The organism is Bacillota bacterium (assembly GCA_024655925.1).
In the GTDB taxonomy this organism is placed as follows: Bacteria; Bacillota; DTU025; order DTU025; family JANLFS01; genus JANLFS01.
The window spans coordinates 18,023-33,648 of the sequence record JANLFS010000021.1 but is presented as its reverse complement, the minus strand read 5'-3'; the positions used below and the strand labels follow the sequence as shown (position 1 = coordinate 33,648).

Sequence of the window (15,626 nt, the reverse complement as noted above, 5' to 3'; positions counted from 1 at the left end):
CAGAGTGAATGGGCCCTGGGTCCCTGAGGTCGCCCCGACTGCGTCAGGTCAGGTCTGTCTGGAGTGGGGGACGATCGGGGATCAGCTGAGCGCGGCAGGGGGGGTGTCGGACCGGGGGGATGAACGGGCAATCCTTCAAGTCGCGAAGAAGTGGCGGGACAGCATGGTTTCGGATTTTCCCGAGCACATGTCCGTATACTCCAGGGGAAGGATCCGCCATGCGCAGAATCCAGCGGACCCCGGGGGGACTCTCGAAGCCATCGGGTGGGCATGGTTTCTCTCGGGTGAAAGGGCGGAGATGCCTGCGTGGGATGTGTGCTGGGACCTGCACAGCGAGACCCTTGCCACAGTGTCGTTCTCGCACGCACTGATAATAGATGACCTGACGGTAAACACGGGCACAGTTCGGCTGACGATGGTCCTGGAGGACGGCGAATGGAGAGTCGCCGAGGTCAATCTGTGTTGAAGGTGACCACGATGGACACGACCTCCGAGGTTATCTCGAGAGGCCTTGAGATCTCACGAGGCTCTAAGACCTCGAGCCCGGCGAGGAAGTGACCGACCACATCCGCGGGGATGGCAGCCCTGACGGACACCGTCCCGTCGGCGCCAGCCTGATCGGGTTCGCGAGTGCCGCCAGCCTGCCGGACCAGGTCCTGGAAGGCGCTTTCACCTTCGGGGGAGTAGGGGCGCCCGACGACCACGAAGACGGTAGAAGGCTCGTCTGGACCCGTGGGGCCAAATCCCACTGCCCTGCTTTGAGTCGCGCCTATCAGCGCTCCGTAGGCTCCTCCCATGTCGATATCGGAGGATGCAGCTCTGGGCGCCTCAGCGATGGTCCTGGTCAGACTGGATTCCTGAGCGATCTCGGTTCCGGGCACCGCCCCGGGCCGGTGAATCACGATTGTGAGGGATACGGTGACAGCGAGCAGAATGGCCGCTGCAAGACCGAAGTAGGGGCGGCAGACCTGGGCGAAGGCTGCCCACCGGCCAAGCCGGGCCCGGCGTCTTTGGATGTCGGAACGGACCTCTGCTCGAAACATTGCCCGCAGTGATTCCTGGAACTCCATTGAGGGCAGGGCGGAGGAACGGAGTGCGGCCACAATCACCCGGTACGCCTCAAGTGCGTCCGCGCACGGCCTGCACCCGGAAGCATGGTCGGCTATGGACCTGGCCTCGTCCGGCCCGCAGTCTCCTTGAACGTAATCCAGCAGGCTCTCACGGAACTCACCGCACTGCACTGGCTTTCACCTCGTCGCGAAAACAAAGCGCCTTCAGGGCGGCGATAGCCCTGTTCAACCTCGACTTCACCGTGCCCAACTCCACACCGAGCTCATCGGCTATCTCCTGGTAGCTGCGCTCCATGACGAACCTCAGTTCTACCACTGCCCGCTGTTGCGGGGGGAGAGAGTCCAGCAGACTGAAGACGTATCGGGCGAAGTCCGCCTCGCAGGTCATGTTCTCGGGCCCCGGAGACTCGTCCTCGAGCTCGCGCTGCATCGAGTCGCCGTCGTCTGTCGCCAAGTCCGCATTCAACGAAACGGTGGGCCGTCTCCTCCTGAGGCAGTCTGTGACCGCGTTGTTCGTGATCGTGTATATCCAGGTCGAGAACTTGGATTCCCCCCGAAAAGAGTGGAGCGACCGGCAGAGCTTCAGGAACACGTTCGAAGTGACATCCTCGGCATCTGTCGGATTTCCAAGTTTCGCGAAGGCCAGACGATACACTTTGTCGAAATATCTGTCGTAAATAAGCTCCATTGCCTCCGGATTCCCAGAGAGGTGGAGTTCGACCAGTTGTTCGTCGTCAAGTTGGCATGCCACGGCGCTCACCTCTTCGGCTGTGAGCCTCACCATACCCTGAGTACTACTTCATTTGTCCTGGCAATCCTCTTTTTGCGCAGGGTGGATGAGCGGATCCGAAGAGGTATTTGCCGCCAATTGATCTGACGCGCGAGACACGTGAGTTGTTCCGGGCAATGGTCCGGCAGGGGGGATAACGGATGGTCAGCGACGGGAGACATGACATACTCAAGCAGGCCCTGGACCGCGTCGCGCTATTGGCTGCCGAAAACCGGTACAGGGCAGTCGTGGAAAACGCCCGTGATGCCATCATTGTCTCGGATTTTCGGGGGTCTGCCTTGAGGTCAACTACGCCGCAGCACGGCTCGGTGGGTGCCGCCGTGAGGATCTCCCCGGATCGGATTTAGGGAAGCTCTTCCTCTGGGGGTCTGGCGAAGAGGCGAGGGACACGATCCTTGCGTCGATTGAGGAGACTGGGCAGTACATGGGAGAGGTGACCGTCGTCAGGCGGGACGGCCGCAAGGCGCCTGCCGAGGTCAACTGCAGTGCCCTCGGAGACGGCAGGGTACTAGTCATAGCTCGCGACATCACTTAACGTGTCCTGGTGCTCGAGGCCGCCAGGCGAGAACTGGAGCACGAACGCGCGGTCAGCGCAATAGCGGAGTATGCGTTCTCGCGCAGGTCGTTCTCGGAGATGATCGAGTTCACCCTCGGCCAGCTGGGGAACCTCCGCGGTTCACTCCACTCGGCGGTTGTGGCGGATGGCGCGACTTCCGGCGAGACGTGGAACAACGATGATACACGACTCCTGCGAGCGGCCGTGCGCGTCCTTGCGCTCGCCCTCGAAGGGTGGTTCGAGTCCCGGGCTCGTGAGGCGGCGGAGATCGAGAAAGAGGCCGCGCTGGGAAGCTTCCATGACGTGGCCCAGTACATGCCCGTAGGGTTCCAGGTGTTCGAGGAGAAGAGCGGGGGAGGGTTGGTCCTAAGCCTTGAGAACGATGCTGGCAGGCGCCTTTCCCGGCGCCCGGGGCACGGTCCGGACGTGCGTGTGGGTTCGGCCTTCCACGATGTGTGGCCCACCATGGACCGGAACATCGCCGCGAGACTCCAAGCCGTCCTCGGCACGGGGATACCGACCAAGTACGAGATGGTGGAGATGGACGGTGAGTTCATCACCAGGGCAGTGGATTTCACCGTGTTCGCCATGCCCGGGCGCAGGCTGGGGGTGATCTTCGAGGACATCACCGATGACAAGCGTGCCGAACAGGAACTCATAAGGAAGCAGGAGCGACTGTCATACATCTCTGCCCGGGACTCCTTGACTGGCCTATACAACCGCACCTACTTCGATGACGCCCTGGTGAGGCTGGGCGACCCATCGAACTTCCCGGTAAGTGTGATGATGATAGATGTGGATATGCTGAAGATGGTCAACGACATTCTCGGGCACGATCAAGGAGATGCGCTGCTACGAAGGGTAGGCGCCGTGCTCTCCGGGGTCTTTCGTGCAAATGACATTGTCGCGCGGATCGGAGGGGACGAGTTCGCGGTCCTCCTGCCGAAAGCGGGGCCAGATGCCACTCTCCAGGTGGAACGGCGGGTGCGCGACGCGTTCCGCGCCGCATCGGAAGACCCGAGTGTACCCGCACTTTCCGTGTCGGTGGGCGTGGCGACTGCGGTCGACGAAGACGAGGACCTTGCGTGTGTGATGCGGCGGGCAGACAATGCAATGTACAGTGAAAAGACCTCAAGGGCACAGAAAGTGAGGGCGGCGATGCTCGCATCGATGAACAGGGCTGCCGGGCATCTAGACGGCTGTGCCCGCCCGAGGGCGGCCGGCCATGGAGAGGATACTCTGCCCTGACCGGCTCTCAGCGGCGGGTTCACCTGAGCGCCGCCGCGGCCATGACGGTCGCGACCACGTCCTCTGCGGATACCCCGGGTGACTCCACGCCACTCGTGGCGAAGAACTCCTCTACCACGGCGCGCAGTGCACCAGCGTCCAAACGAGTCCCGACAAGCTCTGAGGAGAGTCGGTCGAATCCGTCCAGAGGGCTGACAAAGTAGTCTCCTGAGAAAAATACATCGGTTAGGATCCCATCGGTTACCTCGATGAGCGCCCGGATCAAACCGCCTGGGGCTTTGTGAGCCGCCTCGACGATGCTGGTCCGCGCACTGATCTTCACTTTCTTCGCAGGACATTCGCTTCCCTTGCCGCCGGGACTTCGCTGATTCAGCCACTCTGCGCCGGAGTATGTTCGGGTGATCTCGACAAGCCGCTCGCGCTCGAGGTCAGTGAGGGATCCGGGGACGAGGGCCCCCCCGAGCACCTGCACGAACTGGTCGATAAGCATGCTCTTGACCTCCGACAGCGGTGGCCGACGGCCCAGTTCTCTCTGGATCGTAGTCATCCGGTCGCAGAGAGTGGCGCGAATCTTGTCCCTGAACTTCTCGTCTGGGACGCGCAAGAGTTGGGGCATCTCATCGAAGGGGAAATCGAAAATGATGTTGCCGGTAATGACCTTTGCTCCTTCGATCAACCCTCCGCCGTTTCCGGAGATCTTTCGTCCGTCCACCTCAATGTCGTTTATGGGCCTGTAGACTGCAGGGATACCAAGTGCCCTGTAGGTCTCCACGGGGGCCTGGAGGAAGAATCTGAAAAGGCCGTCGATGGTAGACGGGGCGGACCGATTGGTCCCGGATGCTATCACCTGGTAGAAGAGTTGGTCGGAATTGAGGAGGACTGCTCCTCCGCCCAGCATCCGCCTGACCACCGGGTAGCCCCGTTCAGCACACCGATCCATCGCTACTTCTTTCGACGCAACCTGGTGGTAACCGATACAGACAAGCGGGGAAGCTGGCCAGCAGATTATGAGGGTGTCAGGAGAGCGGCCTGAGCCGACACAGGAAGCAACAGCGTGGTAGACGGACTGGGTTTCAACTGGGGGCAGCTCCCCCAGGTCGAGAAGCCTCCATTCACTGCCGGGCATTTGCGGCCATCACTCTCCTTGCTCCCGTCGGAGGACGTTCTCCGCTTGCTTCGCTTCGGAAGCCTCGGTCTTCTCTCCGCGTTCGAATTCCTGGAGTTTATCCCTGACATACAGCAGATGATTTCGCATGGCGCGTTTTGCGCCGCGAGCATCGCGCTCCGCGATGCGCTGAGCTATTTCGACGTGCTGATCGAGCAAGGTCTTGGAGCCGCCGGGGAGTGTGAACAGCCGGAGCCTGCTTGTCCTCAGGCTCTGTGCGAAGACGTCCGATATGCCCGCCATGACTCGAACCAGCATCGCATTCTTGGTAGCCTCCGCAATGGACAGATGGAAGTCGAAATCGGCATGGTCACCGAGGCCTCCAGCCGCAACGTCTGCCTCCATCTGCCCGACGTATTCCATCATGCGCTCGATGTCCTCGGGGGAAGCGCGCTTGGCTGCGAGTGCGGCAGCCTCGGACTCCAGAATGGTTCGCAGCTCGAGCAGCGCGAAACTTGAGGTTCGGGACTGCATGAGCATCAGGGCGAAAGGCTCTGCGAACGATTCCACCGTGGACTCTCGGATGAAGGTGCCGCCACCGGGCCGGCTCTCGATTATTCCTCTCGATTCGAGCACGGTCAAGGCCTCTCTGACTGATGCGCGGCTCACCTTCAGGGTGTCCGCAAGTTCCCTCTCGGGAGGGAGCTTGTCCCCGGGTTTGAGCGCGCCTGAGGTGATGAGTGAGCGTATCTGGTCGACGATCTCTTCGTAGACTTTGCGGGTACGGATTGGCTTAAGATACATCGATGTAATCCCCCATTGTAGACGCGCGCCAGCCGGCATCAGAACTCCTCAGGGAGTCCCTCCAGGTCCCGCAGGGAGAACACTGGGCCGTCCACGCACACGTACTTCGCCCCGACATTGCACCGCCCGCATTTGCCCACGCCACACTGCATCTTCATCTCGAGCGTCGTGATGATCCGTTCCGGCGGGAACCCGAGGCGGGTCAGGGACTCCAGGACCAGCTTGATCATGATGGGAGGCCCGCAGGTGACAGCGATCCTTCCCGATGGGTCAGGTGCGAGGCTCTCGAGAAAAGCGGGAACAAAACCGACCGGGCCCGCCCAGGTATCGTCTCCTCGATCCACGGTCAGGTTGACGCGGGTGTCGGGAGCCTTTGACCAGACTTCTTGGAGTTCATCGCGAAAGCAGAGGTCCCCCGGGGTTCTTGCGCCGTATACAAGGTCAATTGTCCCATAGTCTTCCCGTTTGTCAAGGCAGTAGTTGACAAGTGACCGAAGAGGTGCAAGGCCGATGCCGCCAGCGACGAACAGCAGGTTCTGGCCGAGCCAGTTGTGAGCTGGGAAACAGTTGCCGTAGGGGCCGCGCACTCCCAGGTTTGCGCCAGGTTCGAGCTCGTGAATGGCCTCAGTGACCATGCCTACCTTCTTGACGGCGAATTCCAGCGGCCCCAGTCGTGTAGGGGAGGATGCGATGGAGATCATGCATTCCCCAACTCCGAACACCGAGACCATGGCACATTGGCCTGGAAGGTAGGTGAACCGAGCAGCGTCCGCCGGGTCATCGAACTCAACCTGGAACGTCCTCACATCCCCGGACAAGGTCTCCGGGCGGACCGACGTGACGGTGGCAAGGGACGGCAGCAGTAGTCTCTCACTCACAGCGAACTCCCCCGATCTCGTGAAGAACCGTGGCCATGGAGAGCCCGGCCGGACACATGGCGACACATCTGCCGCACCCCACGCAGAAGGCGCGGCCGTACCTCTCAGGAGCATAGGCGAGCTTGTGCATGAACCTCTGTCTCACCCTCTCCGCCCGAGTGGGCCTCGGGTTATGTCCCCCCGCCATCAACAGGAATTCCGAGAACATGCATGAGTCCCAGGACCGCACCCGTCGCCCAGCCGTCCCTCTCGGAATGTCCGACACCCCGAAACAGTGGCAGGTGGGGCATGTGTAAGTGCACAGGCCGCATTCCAGACACCTTTCGGATGAGCGTGCCCAGTATGGGTCGTTGAACCGTGTGGGCAGCGACTCCGGGAGGTTCCCGAGGTCGAGGTGGCGCGCGAGGGAAGTCATCCGTCCGGTATACTCCGCCACAACGGCGGCCCCATCAGGATCAGGCAGGGTCACGAACAAATTCGCTTTGGTCGCCAACAACTCCTCGCCCAGTGCCGTCAGTCCCTCGACCGCGAAACCGCCGCCCCAGGCTGGAGGAATGGGGTAGAGCATGATATCTGCACCTTTTGACGATCCGGGGGTGATGCCGAACACGTTGCAGAAGCACGATTCTCCGGGCTCGACGCATGCAAGCCCGATCCAAAGGACGCTCTCCCGCTCTCGGGCGTAGGAGTCGTCGCGGTACTCGCCAGAGAGGAACACCAAATCCAGCAGCTCAAGTGCGGCGAGGTCGCATGGCCTGGCACCGAAGACCGCCCGGGGAATCGGTGGCGGAGCGGCCGTGATGGACTCCGAGCCCTTTTTCATCTCGAAGTCGAGGACCTTCTGAGACTGAGGAAAGACAAATCCCTTCGGGGAGACAGCGGTGTTGAAGTAATCCGTGAAGACGGGATCGCCAGGGGACCATCTCAGGAAGACCACTGCGCCGTCCTCTTTCTCGGGGGCGAATACCTCCCGCTCCTGTGCGACCTCGGCGAGAAACAGTGGAAGGTCCCCCTGGTTCAATTTGCGCATGGGTTGACCGTTCCTCCCCTCGAACTCTCTCATATGAACTCCTCCGGGTCGGAGAGGCCGAACCTCGCGAGAGGCTCGCTGTCTCCGGGAGTCTCAGGGTGTTCCACTCCGAAGAGAGTGCGTATGTCCGACATTAGCTTTCTCGTGAGAAGCGTGAGGGGGATTCCCACCGGGCAGACGCGCTCACATTCGCCGCAGTCCACGCACCGTCCAGCAGTGTGCATGAGGCGCATGAAGTGGAACATCGATTGCGTGGAGGGATTGACGTCACGCTCGAGCCACACTGGAGATCTTGATTCCAGGGCACACTCGCGGCACCCGCACGCCGGGCAGACGCTCCGGCATGCGAAGCACCTTATGCACCTGGCAAACTGCCTCTGCCAGAAGGTGTAACGCTCGTCGGCGGTCATTCCTTCGAGATCCTCGACCTTGAGCGGCCGGTGACGGTCAGCCGGCCGGGGTTCGGCCATGGTCTCGATGGTGAAGTCGCATCCCTCCGGAAGGCGGGCGTCGCATCCCGAACACTTGGCGATGAGTCTCGGGAAACGCTCTTCGTCGATCGAGCCGGAGCAGGGGACGCCTATGAGGATTACGTTCTCGCGGCGAATGCGCCTGTCCGCGACGAGGCGGAGTACCGCCCGGACATCACACCCCTTAGCGACCACTGCCACGGTTGCACCACGTGTCGTTCCACCGCTCCCTGCCGCTCCATCCTCCGCCCGCGCGAGCGCTGAGGCGATCTCACCTGGAAGGTACCTCGCCAGGCCCAGGGTGGGGCGGGCGTCGAACACCAGCCGGCCGGTGCCACTGGGTTCCCGCACGAAGGCCGGCCTGAGCCCAAGGCCCAAAGGCGCTTCTTCGTAGCCCAGCACCGTCTGGACTCGCCCTTCGGAGAGGAGGTTTCTGGCAATCTCTCTGATCTGTGACGTGGCATCGGTCACGACTCATCCCTCAGCTTTCGATTGGGCCCGAGTGCCCGGACGGCCTGTGTGATCTCCTTGATGGTCTCCTGGAATTTGGGTCCCTCCGACCCCGAGATCCAGCGGACCTGGAATCTCTCTGGCTCTACCCCCAGGTACTCCAGGAACGTCCGGGCGAGAAGGAACCGGCGGCGTGTGAAGTAGTTGCCGGTGGAATAGTGGCAATCCCCGGGATGACAGCCAGCTACCAGGACGGCGTCAGCCCCACGCTGAAATGCCCTCACGATGTACTGGGGATTCACTCGCCCGGAGCACGGAACCCGGATTATCCTGACCGTCGCGGGGTAGGCAAGCCTTGATGTGCCTGCGAGGTCCGCTCCGGCGTAACTGCACCAATTGCAGCAGAAAGCGACTATGAGGGGGTTCCAAGGCATATTGCATCCACCTCCGCAAGGACCTGCCTGTCAGTGTATCCCAGGAGTGACATGGCCCCGGTCCTGCATGCCGCGGTGCATGCCCCGCACCCTTGGCACAGGCTGGGGTTGACCCGGGCTACTTCGCGCTCGACCGTGCGGCGGCCGGAGCGCTCGGTTATGGTGACCGCTTCGATGGCCCCGAACGGGCAGACCGGCTTGCACCAGAGGCATCCGGAGCACATCGCTTCGTTCACCTGTGCGATCATCGCCTCAGTCCTGAGGAAGTCCTGCGCGAAGAGGGCGGTGACTTTACCCGCCGCCGCTGTCGCCTGGGCCACGGACTCGGGGATGTCCTTGGGTCCTTGGCAAGCCCCGGCGAGGAAGATGCCTCTGGTGTTGGTCTCCACCGGCCTGAGTTTGGGGTGGGCCTCGGCGAAGAACCCGTCCTGACTTCTCGTCACGTGGAAAGTTTGGGCGACTTCAGCCGCATCCGACCGCGGAGTAAGCCCAGCTCCCAGGACCACCATGTCGACCGCGATCTCGACAGGCCGGCCCAAAGTGGTATCCTCTGCCCGGACAACCAGCTTGCCGTCGCGCTCTGAGACCTCGGCGGCTTTGCCCCGGATGAAGTGCACGCCTTCCTCCTGGACTCTCTCATAGAACTCCTCGTAGCCTTTGCCCGCCGCTCGGATGTCGATGTAGAACTCGTACACCCGGGCCCTGGTCTTGTCTCGCGCCAGGTGTGCCTGCTTCATCGAGTACATGCAACACACTCGCGAACAGTACCGGTTAGAGTTGACATCTCGAGAACCTATACAGTGCAGGAAGGCTATGGCCTCCGGCTCACACCCGTTGGCAAGCACGATCTTGCCATCTGTGGGGCCGGAAGCACACGCCAGGCGTTCGAACTGAAGGCCGTCTATGACGTTCTTCAGGATGCCGTAACCGTACTGGGGCTTGGTCCTCGCATCGAACAGATCATACCCTGTGGCCAGCACCACAGCACCCACTTCGAGCTCTGAGTCCCGCTCCGAGTCGTCGAACCTGATCGCTCCGCGCGAACATGCTTCCTCGCATGCCCTGGTGCACTTCCCCCTGGTGAGGAAGAGGCATCGGGTTCCATCCACGACCGCCTTGAGCGGAACCGCCTGGGGGAAGGGGATGTAGACTGCGCTACGGCCTCCCATCCCCGCCTCGAATTCAGAGGGGATCCTCTTCTTCATGACGCACGCCTCTACGCAGTCCCCACACCCCGTGCACTTGGAGGAATCTACATAGCGGGGCTTGTGCCTCACACGGACCCGGAAGTTCCCGACGTATCCTGCGACCTCGACAACCTCGCTGTACGCCAGGAGATCGATGTTGGGATGGCGGGAGACGTCCACCATCTTGGGTGTGAGGATACATGCGGAGCAGTCAAGTGTGGGGAAGGTCTTGTCGAGTTGGGCCATGTGCCCGCCGATGCTTGGCTCACGCTCTACCAGGTATACGTGGTAACCCGCATTGGCGATGTCGAGCGCGGCCTGGATGCCCGCGATTCCCCCTCCAACCACCAACGCGCGTTTGGTTATGGGGACCTCGAGACTCGCAAGGTCTGTATGGAGCGTGACTCGGGCAACTGCCGCACGGATGAGGTCCATGGCCTTGGCCGTGGCCTCTTCCCGGTCGTGGGTCACCCAGGACACGTGTTCCCTCAAGTTGGCCATCTGCAGGTGGAACGGAGAAAGGCCCGCCTCGGCCAGTGTGTTCCGGAAGGTCGGTTCGTGCATCCTGGGGGAACACGCCCCAATCACGACGCGATCGAGCTTGTGCCCAGCTATGTCCTGCTTGATCATCTCTTGCCCCGGGTCGGAGCAAGTATACACGTAGTCGCGGGCGACCACAACCCCGGGAAGACCCGAAGCGTAGCGCGAAACCTTACTGCAATCGACAGCCCCAGCGATGTTAGTGCCGCAGTGGCAGATGTACACTCCGATCCTCTTCATGGCGCGCCTACCCCCGATTCTGCTTGACCCACCTCAACTGAGCGGACGAGGAGTTCGGTGAGATCAACCACCTTGATCTTGGTCCTCGCACGCCTAGCCGCGGATTGGAGCGTTCTCTTGCATTGCTGGCATGCGGACAGGAGAATCCTGGCTCCGGTCTCGGCAGCCTGGGCTACCCTTTGTTCCGCGATGGATTCAGAGATAGATTTGTCGTTCATCTCGAGATTGCCTCCGCCCCCACAGCACTTGGCGTTCTCTCGGGCGTACCTCATTTCGCGGAACTCCATGCCGGGCACCATGTTGATCAGATCCCTGGGCGCATCGTAGATACCGCTTTTCCTGCCGAGGTCGCAAGGGTCGTGGTAGGTGACGACCTCATTGATTGTCCCCAAAGGAAGTCTGCCAGATGAGGCAAGCTCGCGGAGGAACTCCGTGGAATGGACCACCCGAAAGCCGAGGCTCTCTCCGATGAGGCTTTCGTACTTGTGGACGAAGGTGTGGTAGCACGATGGGCAGGACGTGACCATGGTCGAAGGGCCAAGCCTCCGTATCTCGTCGACGTTGTGCCTGGCGGCGGCCTGGGCCCTCTCGGGCACACCCGCGCCGAAAAGGGGGAATCCGCAGCACCATTCATCGCCGCCCAAGGTCGTGAAATCCACCCTGGCCGCTCTGAGCAGCGTTGCAAGGGATTGAGGTATTCCCGATACCGCGGGGAACAGACCGGCGACGCAGCCAGTGAAGTACACAACCTGGGCTCCCTTGCGCCTGTCGAGGCCATCGGGAACCGGATCCATGTTCAGGGACCAGAGGAGCCTGTTGTCAGGTGGATCTCCCGTCAGGTTGTGCCTTTCGTCCAGCATCCTGGCGAGGTTCCCCATCGCTTCTGGGGCGCCACGCTGCCTCACATACTCTCGGCGGAGTTCGAGCATGAGGTCAGACAGGGGGATTCCCCTTGGGCATTTCACCTTGCATGACGCACACGTAGCGCACTGCCACAAGGTGCGCGACTCCATCAACTCGTCGATCATGCCCAGCTGAGCCATGCGGAAGACTTGGCGCGGGGTTATGTCCATCCCGGTGGACGCAGGGCAGGTGCCGGTGCACGTGCCACACTGGATGCAAGCGAGCAGCCGGCGGCCGTCTTCGAAGCCTGCCGCAAGTCTCTCGGCCCGTCCGACCGCGATGGACTCCTCCGTAATCACCTTCGAGATCATTTCTCCCGCTCCGCTTTCTCTTGCTCGATCCTGTCGATCTCGGACTGGATGAAGGCTTCCAGATCTGGGCCGGTCCTCATGAAAGCCTCGGTGGACGCGGGTTCCGCCATCTCGATCTCGGCGATCCATCCCTCACCGTAGGGGTCGTCGTTGAGAGGCGCCGGGTCGTCCTCGAGCTCGGTGTTGACCCGGAGAACCTTGCCCGCCACAGGCGAATTCACACGCCCGACCCACTTGCCGGACTCCAAAGAGACGTATGGTTTGTCACGCTCCAGGGTGCGATTTCGCGCGGGCAGGGCGATGTAGACTATCTCCCCCGCGAGCTTCTGAGCGAAGTCGGTTATTCCGGTTGTGATCTTGTTCCCCTCGAGCCTGGCCCACCCGTGGTACCGGTCATAGTAGAGGTCATCAGGGAACTCGTAGTCTCGAATCTTCACAGACGAAACCTCCTATCAGCCCTTCTCAGAGAAGAGCTTCTCGATGAACTCGGATATGTTGTAGATCTCAAACTCGTCCGTGCTCTTCTTCGCATTCTTCAGGTTATGCAGGCACGCGGGGCACTCGGTCAGAATCACGTCAGGCTCTTCGGACGCGAGCTCCGCGATTCTGGTTCTGGACATGTCCAGCGACAAACGAGGATAGACCCCGCGGACCACTGACCCAGCCCCGCAACACCTGCTGTACTTGCCCGCGCGGAGGGGCTCGACGAAGTCCGGGGTGATCCTTCTGAGGACCTCCCGTGGAGCGTCGAAGCAACCCTGTGAGCGGCCGAGGTGACACGGGTCGTGATAGGTGACTTTCTTCGAAGTAGTGACAGGTAGATCCATCTTCGCGAGGAGTTCGGCGATGTTCAGAAGCTCAAACGCGTTGAATGCCGGAGTATCCTTGAAGAACCGCTCACACCTTGGGCAGAGAAACACGATTCGATGGGCGCCTGCAGCCACGATGGCATCGTGGTTTGCCCGGACGAACGCAGGGTTCGGGTCGTGGCCGATGTCCTCGTACACCCCGCCGCAGCAGTGCTCGTCGATGGTGGTGAAGTCCACACCCACTCGATCCAGCAAGGCCAGTGACGCCTCCGCTGCCTCGCGCTCTCGAAAGGACGCGACACACCCGACGAACACCACAGCGTCGGCCCTGGGCTTCCTGTACTTGTAGCCAACGCGTTGTTCGGCGTAGGGGTTCCCATACCTGTCCACGGTAGACTTGATTTCGTCGTAGGTGCTGAATCCTTCCCCTTTTGAACAGGCGTGTCGCCTGAGCTTCGCCACGAGTCTCGGTGCATCGATCCCGGCCGGGCAGACCTGCTTGCAGCTCTCGCACGTGGTACAGAACGAAAGCCCCTCATCTTGTGCTGTGCCGAGACCTGCATGGTAGGCGGTGAAAGCGATACCGCGGCCGCCCAGGTATTTGTGTCCGTAGTGCTCCCCTATGGCCCCGTAGACCGGACAGAAGTTCAAGCAACTCCCGCAGTTCGTGCAGTAGAGTAGCTCGCCGTACCCATCGCGTATGGCCTGCCTGCGGCCGTTGTCCATGAGGACCACGTGGACTTCCTTAGGCCCGTGCATGCCCAGAGCCACCTTGTACTCCACATCCCCGGTGCGGCTTGGGCCTGAGATGCACGAGACATAAGTCCCAAGGTCCTGCCCAAGCCCATAGACTGAGGCAGCCTGGACCACAGTCAGAGCGTCCTGTGGCGTCGGGACGATCTTCTCGATGCCGGCTATGACTACGTGTGTGTGTGGCAAGTTCGTAACAGCCCGGATATTGCCCTCATTCTCGATGAGGAAGATGGCACCGCAGTCCGCCGCGATTGCGTTCGCCCCTGAGAGGCCATAGTCCGCCCGGAGCATGTAGTCGAGGAGGCCCCGGCGGGCGGCCGCAATGATTTGGTCGAGGTCCGGCAGAACCTCGCACCCCATCTCCTTCGTGAACAACTGGGCAATCTTGTCGATGGGAATGTGCAGAGCGGGCACCAGTGAGTGGCTGGGGTGCGCGCCGGCGAGTTGCACAATGCGGTCTCCAAGGTCCGTCTCGATCACGGTGACTCCCCGCGCCTCGAGCGCCTCCACGAGACCGATCTCTTTGCCCGCGTTACTCTTGGATTTCACCACAACCCCGCTGGGTATCACGGTCTTGATGTACTCGACGGCTTCCTCGCCGGTCTTCGCATAGAAGACCTTGCACCCGACGGCCTCAAGAGAGGCTATGGCCTGTTCGACGAGGGCGTCGAGGTTCGCGATGGAGTAGGCCTTGACCTCGCGGAGCCGGCGAGAGAGAGCCGGGTACTGTTTGGCCTTCTCGATATGCTTGGGGACGATGACGTCCAGGGCCACCCGTCGCCCGCGCCTGGAGTCCCGATCGAGAAGGCCCGCCTTGACCTTCTCTGCGAGTCTTTCAGATCGTTCCATGCAAGTCCCTCCAATGTCCACAGTGGACTGGCTTACTCAGCGGCCTGCACCGACTTCAGGAGGAGTTCAGCGATATCGAGCACGCGCACCCGGGCCTTTTCGCGCCGGACTGCTGCCGCGATCGTTCTCTTACACTGCTGGCAGGATGATACCACGGTGGATGCGCCGACCTCCCGGATCTGAGATATTTTTCGGCTCGCCACGGCTTCGGTGGTATCGGGGAAGAGCATCTCCAGATTTCCGCCTCCGCCGCAGCATATGGCGTTGTCCCGGCTCTTCGCCATCTCCAGGAATTGTAGCTCCGGGATGCTTCTGATGATGTTCCTGGGAGCGTCGAACACGCCGCTCTTCCTCCCAAGATCGCAGGGGTCGTGATAAGTGACTGTGGAATCAACCGGGCCAAGGGCCAGCGCCCTCTGCTGGATAAGGCCTTCAAGGAGCTGGGACGAGTGAACTACCTCGAATGGGAGGTCTCGCCCGACGATCCTGGGATAGTCGTATTTCCACGCATGATAGCAGGACGGACATCCAGTTACGAGAGTGCGTGCCCCTGTCTCCTCGATCGCCCCGACGTTATGGCTGACGAAATCCTTGAGCTCAGCGGTGATGCCCCCGCCCATCATCGGGTACCCGCAACACCACTCTTCCCCCCCAAGGACCGCGAAGTTGAGCCCGGCGCGCCGGAAGAGCTGGACAAGTGACTGTGGTATTGCCCAGACGGTTGGGAACAGAGCGGCGACGCAGCCGGTGTAGTAGATGATGTCGACCCCGGCCGTGTGGCCGGGTTCCACCTGCCTGGGTCTGGTTTCAAGGTCATCCATCCACAGAGTCCGGTTGGCCCGGGGCTCGCCGGTGATGTTCCTCGCTTCAGTCAGGGCGGCAGAGAGGATGCGCATTGGCTCAGGCGCGTACCCCTGGGATACCAGATACTCGCGGCCCCCCGCGATGATATCGTCGACTTCAACTCCGCTCGGGCAAGTAGTCGTGCACTGCTTGCACAGGAGGCAAAGGTATATGCGGGACGCGATGTCATCGTCCGGGGAGAACTCGCCCCTCAAAAGGCCTTTGATCAACCGGACTTTCCCACGGGCGACGGACGTCTCGACCCCGACCTCGGTGAAGATAGGGCAGGAGGCCCGGCACAGCCCGCACTTCATGCAGGGCATCAGTCTATCCAGCAACTCGTCACGACTCATCGT

Annotated in this window: 16 protein-coding genes and 1 pseudogene; 4 read left to right on the top strand and 13 right to left on the bottom strand. The window is 61.5% G+C overall.

The window, feature by feature from the left end; genetic code table 11:
* On the top strand, positions 1-466 hold a 466-nt coding region (locus tag NUW23_05010; GenBank protein ID MCR4425536.1), incomplete at its 5' end, for a hypothetical protein.
* On the opposite strand, the gene NUW23_05005 is transcribed toward NUW23_05010, so the two are convergent.
* Positions 453-1,241 carry a zf-HC2 domain-containing protein gene (locus NUW23_05005; GenBank protein ID MCR4425535.1) on the bottom strand — a complete coding sequence of 263 codons (789 nt, stop codon included), beginning with the start codon at positions 1,239-1,241 and terminating at the stop codon, positions 453-455. The two genes, NUW23_05010 and NUW23_05005, sit on opposite strands and share 14 nt — an antisense overlap.
* Positions 1,228-1,821 carry a sigma-70 family RNA polymerase sigma factor gene (locus NUW23_05000; GenBank protein MCR4425534.1) on the bottom strand — a complete coding sequence of 198 codons (594 nt, stop codon included), beginning with the start codon at positions 1,819-1,821 and terminating at the stop codon, positions 1,228-1,230. The genes NUW23_05005 and NUW23_05000 overlap by 14 nt, the downstream gene beginning before the upstream one ends.
* Before the next feature lie 179 nt (positions 1,822-2,000).
* Between NUW23_05000 and NUW23_04995 the strand changes: the two genes are divergently transcribed.
* From NUW23_04995 to NUW23_04985, 3 genes and pseudogenes are all read left to right on the top strand, one after another.
* Entirely contained in the window at positions 2,001-2,207 is a 207-nt protein-coding gene (locus NUW23_04995; protein ID MCR4425533.1) for a hypothetical protein, read from the top strand.
* Positions 2,186-2,395, top strand: a pseudogene (locus NUW23_04990) (hypothetical protein). The gene NUW23_04995 and the pseudogene NUW23_04990 overlap by 22 nt, the downstream one beginning before the upstream one ends.
* A 9-nt stretch (positions 2,396-2,404) precedes the next feature.
* On the top strand, positions 2,405-3,664 hold the full coding sequence (locus NUW23_04985) for a GGDEF domain-containing protein (protein ID MCR4425532.1): 1,260 nt from the start codon (positions 2,405-2,407) through the stop codon (positions 3,662-3,664).
* A 19-nt stretch (positions 3,665-3,683) separates the two neighbouring features.
* Here NUW23_04985 and NUW23_04980 read toward each other — a convergent pair whose 3' ends face one another.
* From NUW23_04980 to NUW23_04930, 11 genes are read right to left on the bottom strand one after another with little or no spacing between them, the layout of a single operon-like run.
* Complete coding sequence (locus tag NUW23_04980; GenBank protein MCR4425531.1) at positions 3,684-4,790, bottom strand: lipoate--protein ligase; 1,107 nt, start codon at positions 4,788-4,790, stop codon at positions 3,684-3,686.
* Positions 4,791-4,799: 9 nt separating this feature from the next.
* The gene (locus tag NUW23_04975) at positions 4,800-5,573 is read right to left on the bottom strand and encodes a FadR family transcriptional regulator (protein MCR4425530.1); all 774 of its coding nucleotides are present in this window, start codon (positions 5,571-5,573) and stop codon (positions 4,800-4,802) included.
* Between the two features lie 38 nt (positions 5,574-5,611).
* Positions 5,612-6,451, bottom strand: a complete 840-nt coding sequence (locus NUW23_04970) for an FAD/NAD(P)-binding protein (GenBank protein ID MCR4425529.1) — start codon at positions 6,449-6,451, stop codon at positions 5,612-5,614.
* Positions 6,444-7,514 (bottom strand): 4Fe-4S dicluster domain-containing protein, encoded by a 1,071-nt coding sequence (locus NUW23_04965; protein ID MCR4425528.1) that lies wholly within the window; start codon positions 7,512-7,514, stop codon positions 6,444-6,446. The genes NUW23_04970 and NUW23_04965 overlap by 8 nt, the downstream gene beginning before the upstream one ends.
* Positions 7,511-8,422 (bottom strand): 4Fe-4S dicluster domain-containing protein, encoded by a 912-nt coding sequence (locus NUW23_04960; protein MCR4425527.1) that lies wholly within the window; start codon positions 8,420-8,422, stop codon positions 7,511-7,513. The genes NUW23_04965 and NUW23_04960 overlap by 4 nt, the downstream gene beginning before the upstream one ends.
* Positions 8,419-8,835 (bottom strand): hydrogenase iron-sulfur subunit, encoded by a 417-nt coding sequence (locus NUW23_04955; protein ID MCR4425526.1) that lies wholly within the window; start codon positions 8,833-8,835, stop codon positions 8,419-8,421. The genes NUW23_04960 and NUW23_04955 overlap by 4 nt, the downstream gene beginning before the upstream one ends.
* The gene (locus NUW23_04950; protein MCR4425525.1) at positions 8,814-10,802 is read right to left on the bottom strand and encodes a CoB--CoM heterodisulfide reductase iron-sulfur subunit A family protein; all 1,989 of its coding nucleotides are present in this window, start codon (positions 10,800-10,802) and stop codon (positions 8,814-8,816) included. The genes NUW23_04955 and NUW23_04950 overlap by 22 nt, the downstream gene beginning before the upstream one ends.
* On the bottom strand, positions 10,799-12,016 hold the full coding sequence (locus NUW23_04945) for a (Fe-S)-binding protein (GenBank protein MCR4425524.1): 1,218 nt from the start codon (positions 12,014-12,016) through the stop codon (positions 10,799-10,801). The genes NUW23_04950 and NUW23_04945 overlap by 4 nt, the downstream gene beginning before the upstream one ends.
* Entirely contained in the window at positions 12,013-12,453 is a 441-nt protein-coding gene (gene gcvH / locus NUW23_04940; protein MCR4425523.1) for a glycine cleavage system protein GcvH, read from the bottom strand. The genes NUW23_04945 and gcvH overlap by 4 nt, the downstream gene beginning before the upstream one ends.
* Positions 12,454-12,468: 15 nt before the next feature.
* Positions 12,469-14,427: an LUD domain-containing protein gene (locus tag NUW23_04935; protein ID MCR4425522.1), complete on the bottom strand. Its 1,959-nt coding sequence runs from the start codon at positions 14,425-14,427 to the stop codon at positions 12,469-12,471.
* A 32-nt stretch (positions 14,428-14,459) separates the two neighbouring features.
* On the bottom strand, positions 14,460-15,623 hold the full coding sequence (locus NUW23_04930; protein ID MCR4425521.1) for a (Fe-S)-binding protein: 1,164 nt from the start codon (positions 15,621-15,623) through the stop codon (positions 14,460-14,462).
* Between the last annotated feature and the right edge of the window lie 3 nt (positions 15,624-15,626).

What these genes read in the sequence shown, in the direction of transcription:
- NUW23_04980 (MCR4425531.1), bottom strand. Translation starts at nt 4,790, where the DNA reads ATGCCCGGCAGTGAATGGAGGCTTCTCGACCTGGGGGAGCTGCCCCCA.
- NUW23_04995 (MCR4425533.1), top strand. Translation starts at nt 2,001, where the DNA reads ATGGTCAGCGACGGGAGACATGACATACTCAAGCAGGCCCTGGACCGC.
- NUW23_04975 (MCR4425530.1), bottom strand. Translation starts at nt 5,573, where the DNA reads ATGTATCTTAAGCCAATCCGTACCCGCAAAGTCTACGAAGAGATCGTC.
- NUW23_04945 (MCR4425524.1), bottom strand. Translation starts at nt 12,016, where the DNA reads ATGATCTCGAAGGTGATTACGGAGGAGTCCATCGCGGTCGGACGGGCC.
- NUW23_04935 (MCR4425522.1), bottom strand. Translation starts at nt 14,427, where the DNA reads ATGGAACGATCTGAAAGACTCGCAGAGAAGGTCAAGGCGGGCCTTCTC.
- NUW23_04955 (MCR4425526.1), bottom strand. Translation starts at nt 8,835, where the DNA reads ATGCCTTGGAACCCCCTCATAGTCGCTTTCTGCTGCAATTGGTGCAGT.
- NUW23_04950 (MCR4425525.1), bottom strand. Translation starts at nt 10,802, where the DNA reads ATGAAGAGGATCGGAGTGTACATCTGCCACTGCGGCACTAACATCGCT.
- NUW23_04965 (MCR4425528.1), bottom strand. Translation starts at nt 7,514, where the DNA reads ATGAGAGAGTTCGAGGGGAGGAACGGTCAACCCATGCGCAAATTGAAC.
- NUW23_04930 (MCR4425521.1), bottom strand. Translation starts at nt 15,623, where the DNA reads ATGAGTCGTGACGAGTTGCTGGATAGACTGATGCCCTGCATGAAGTGC.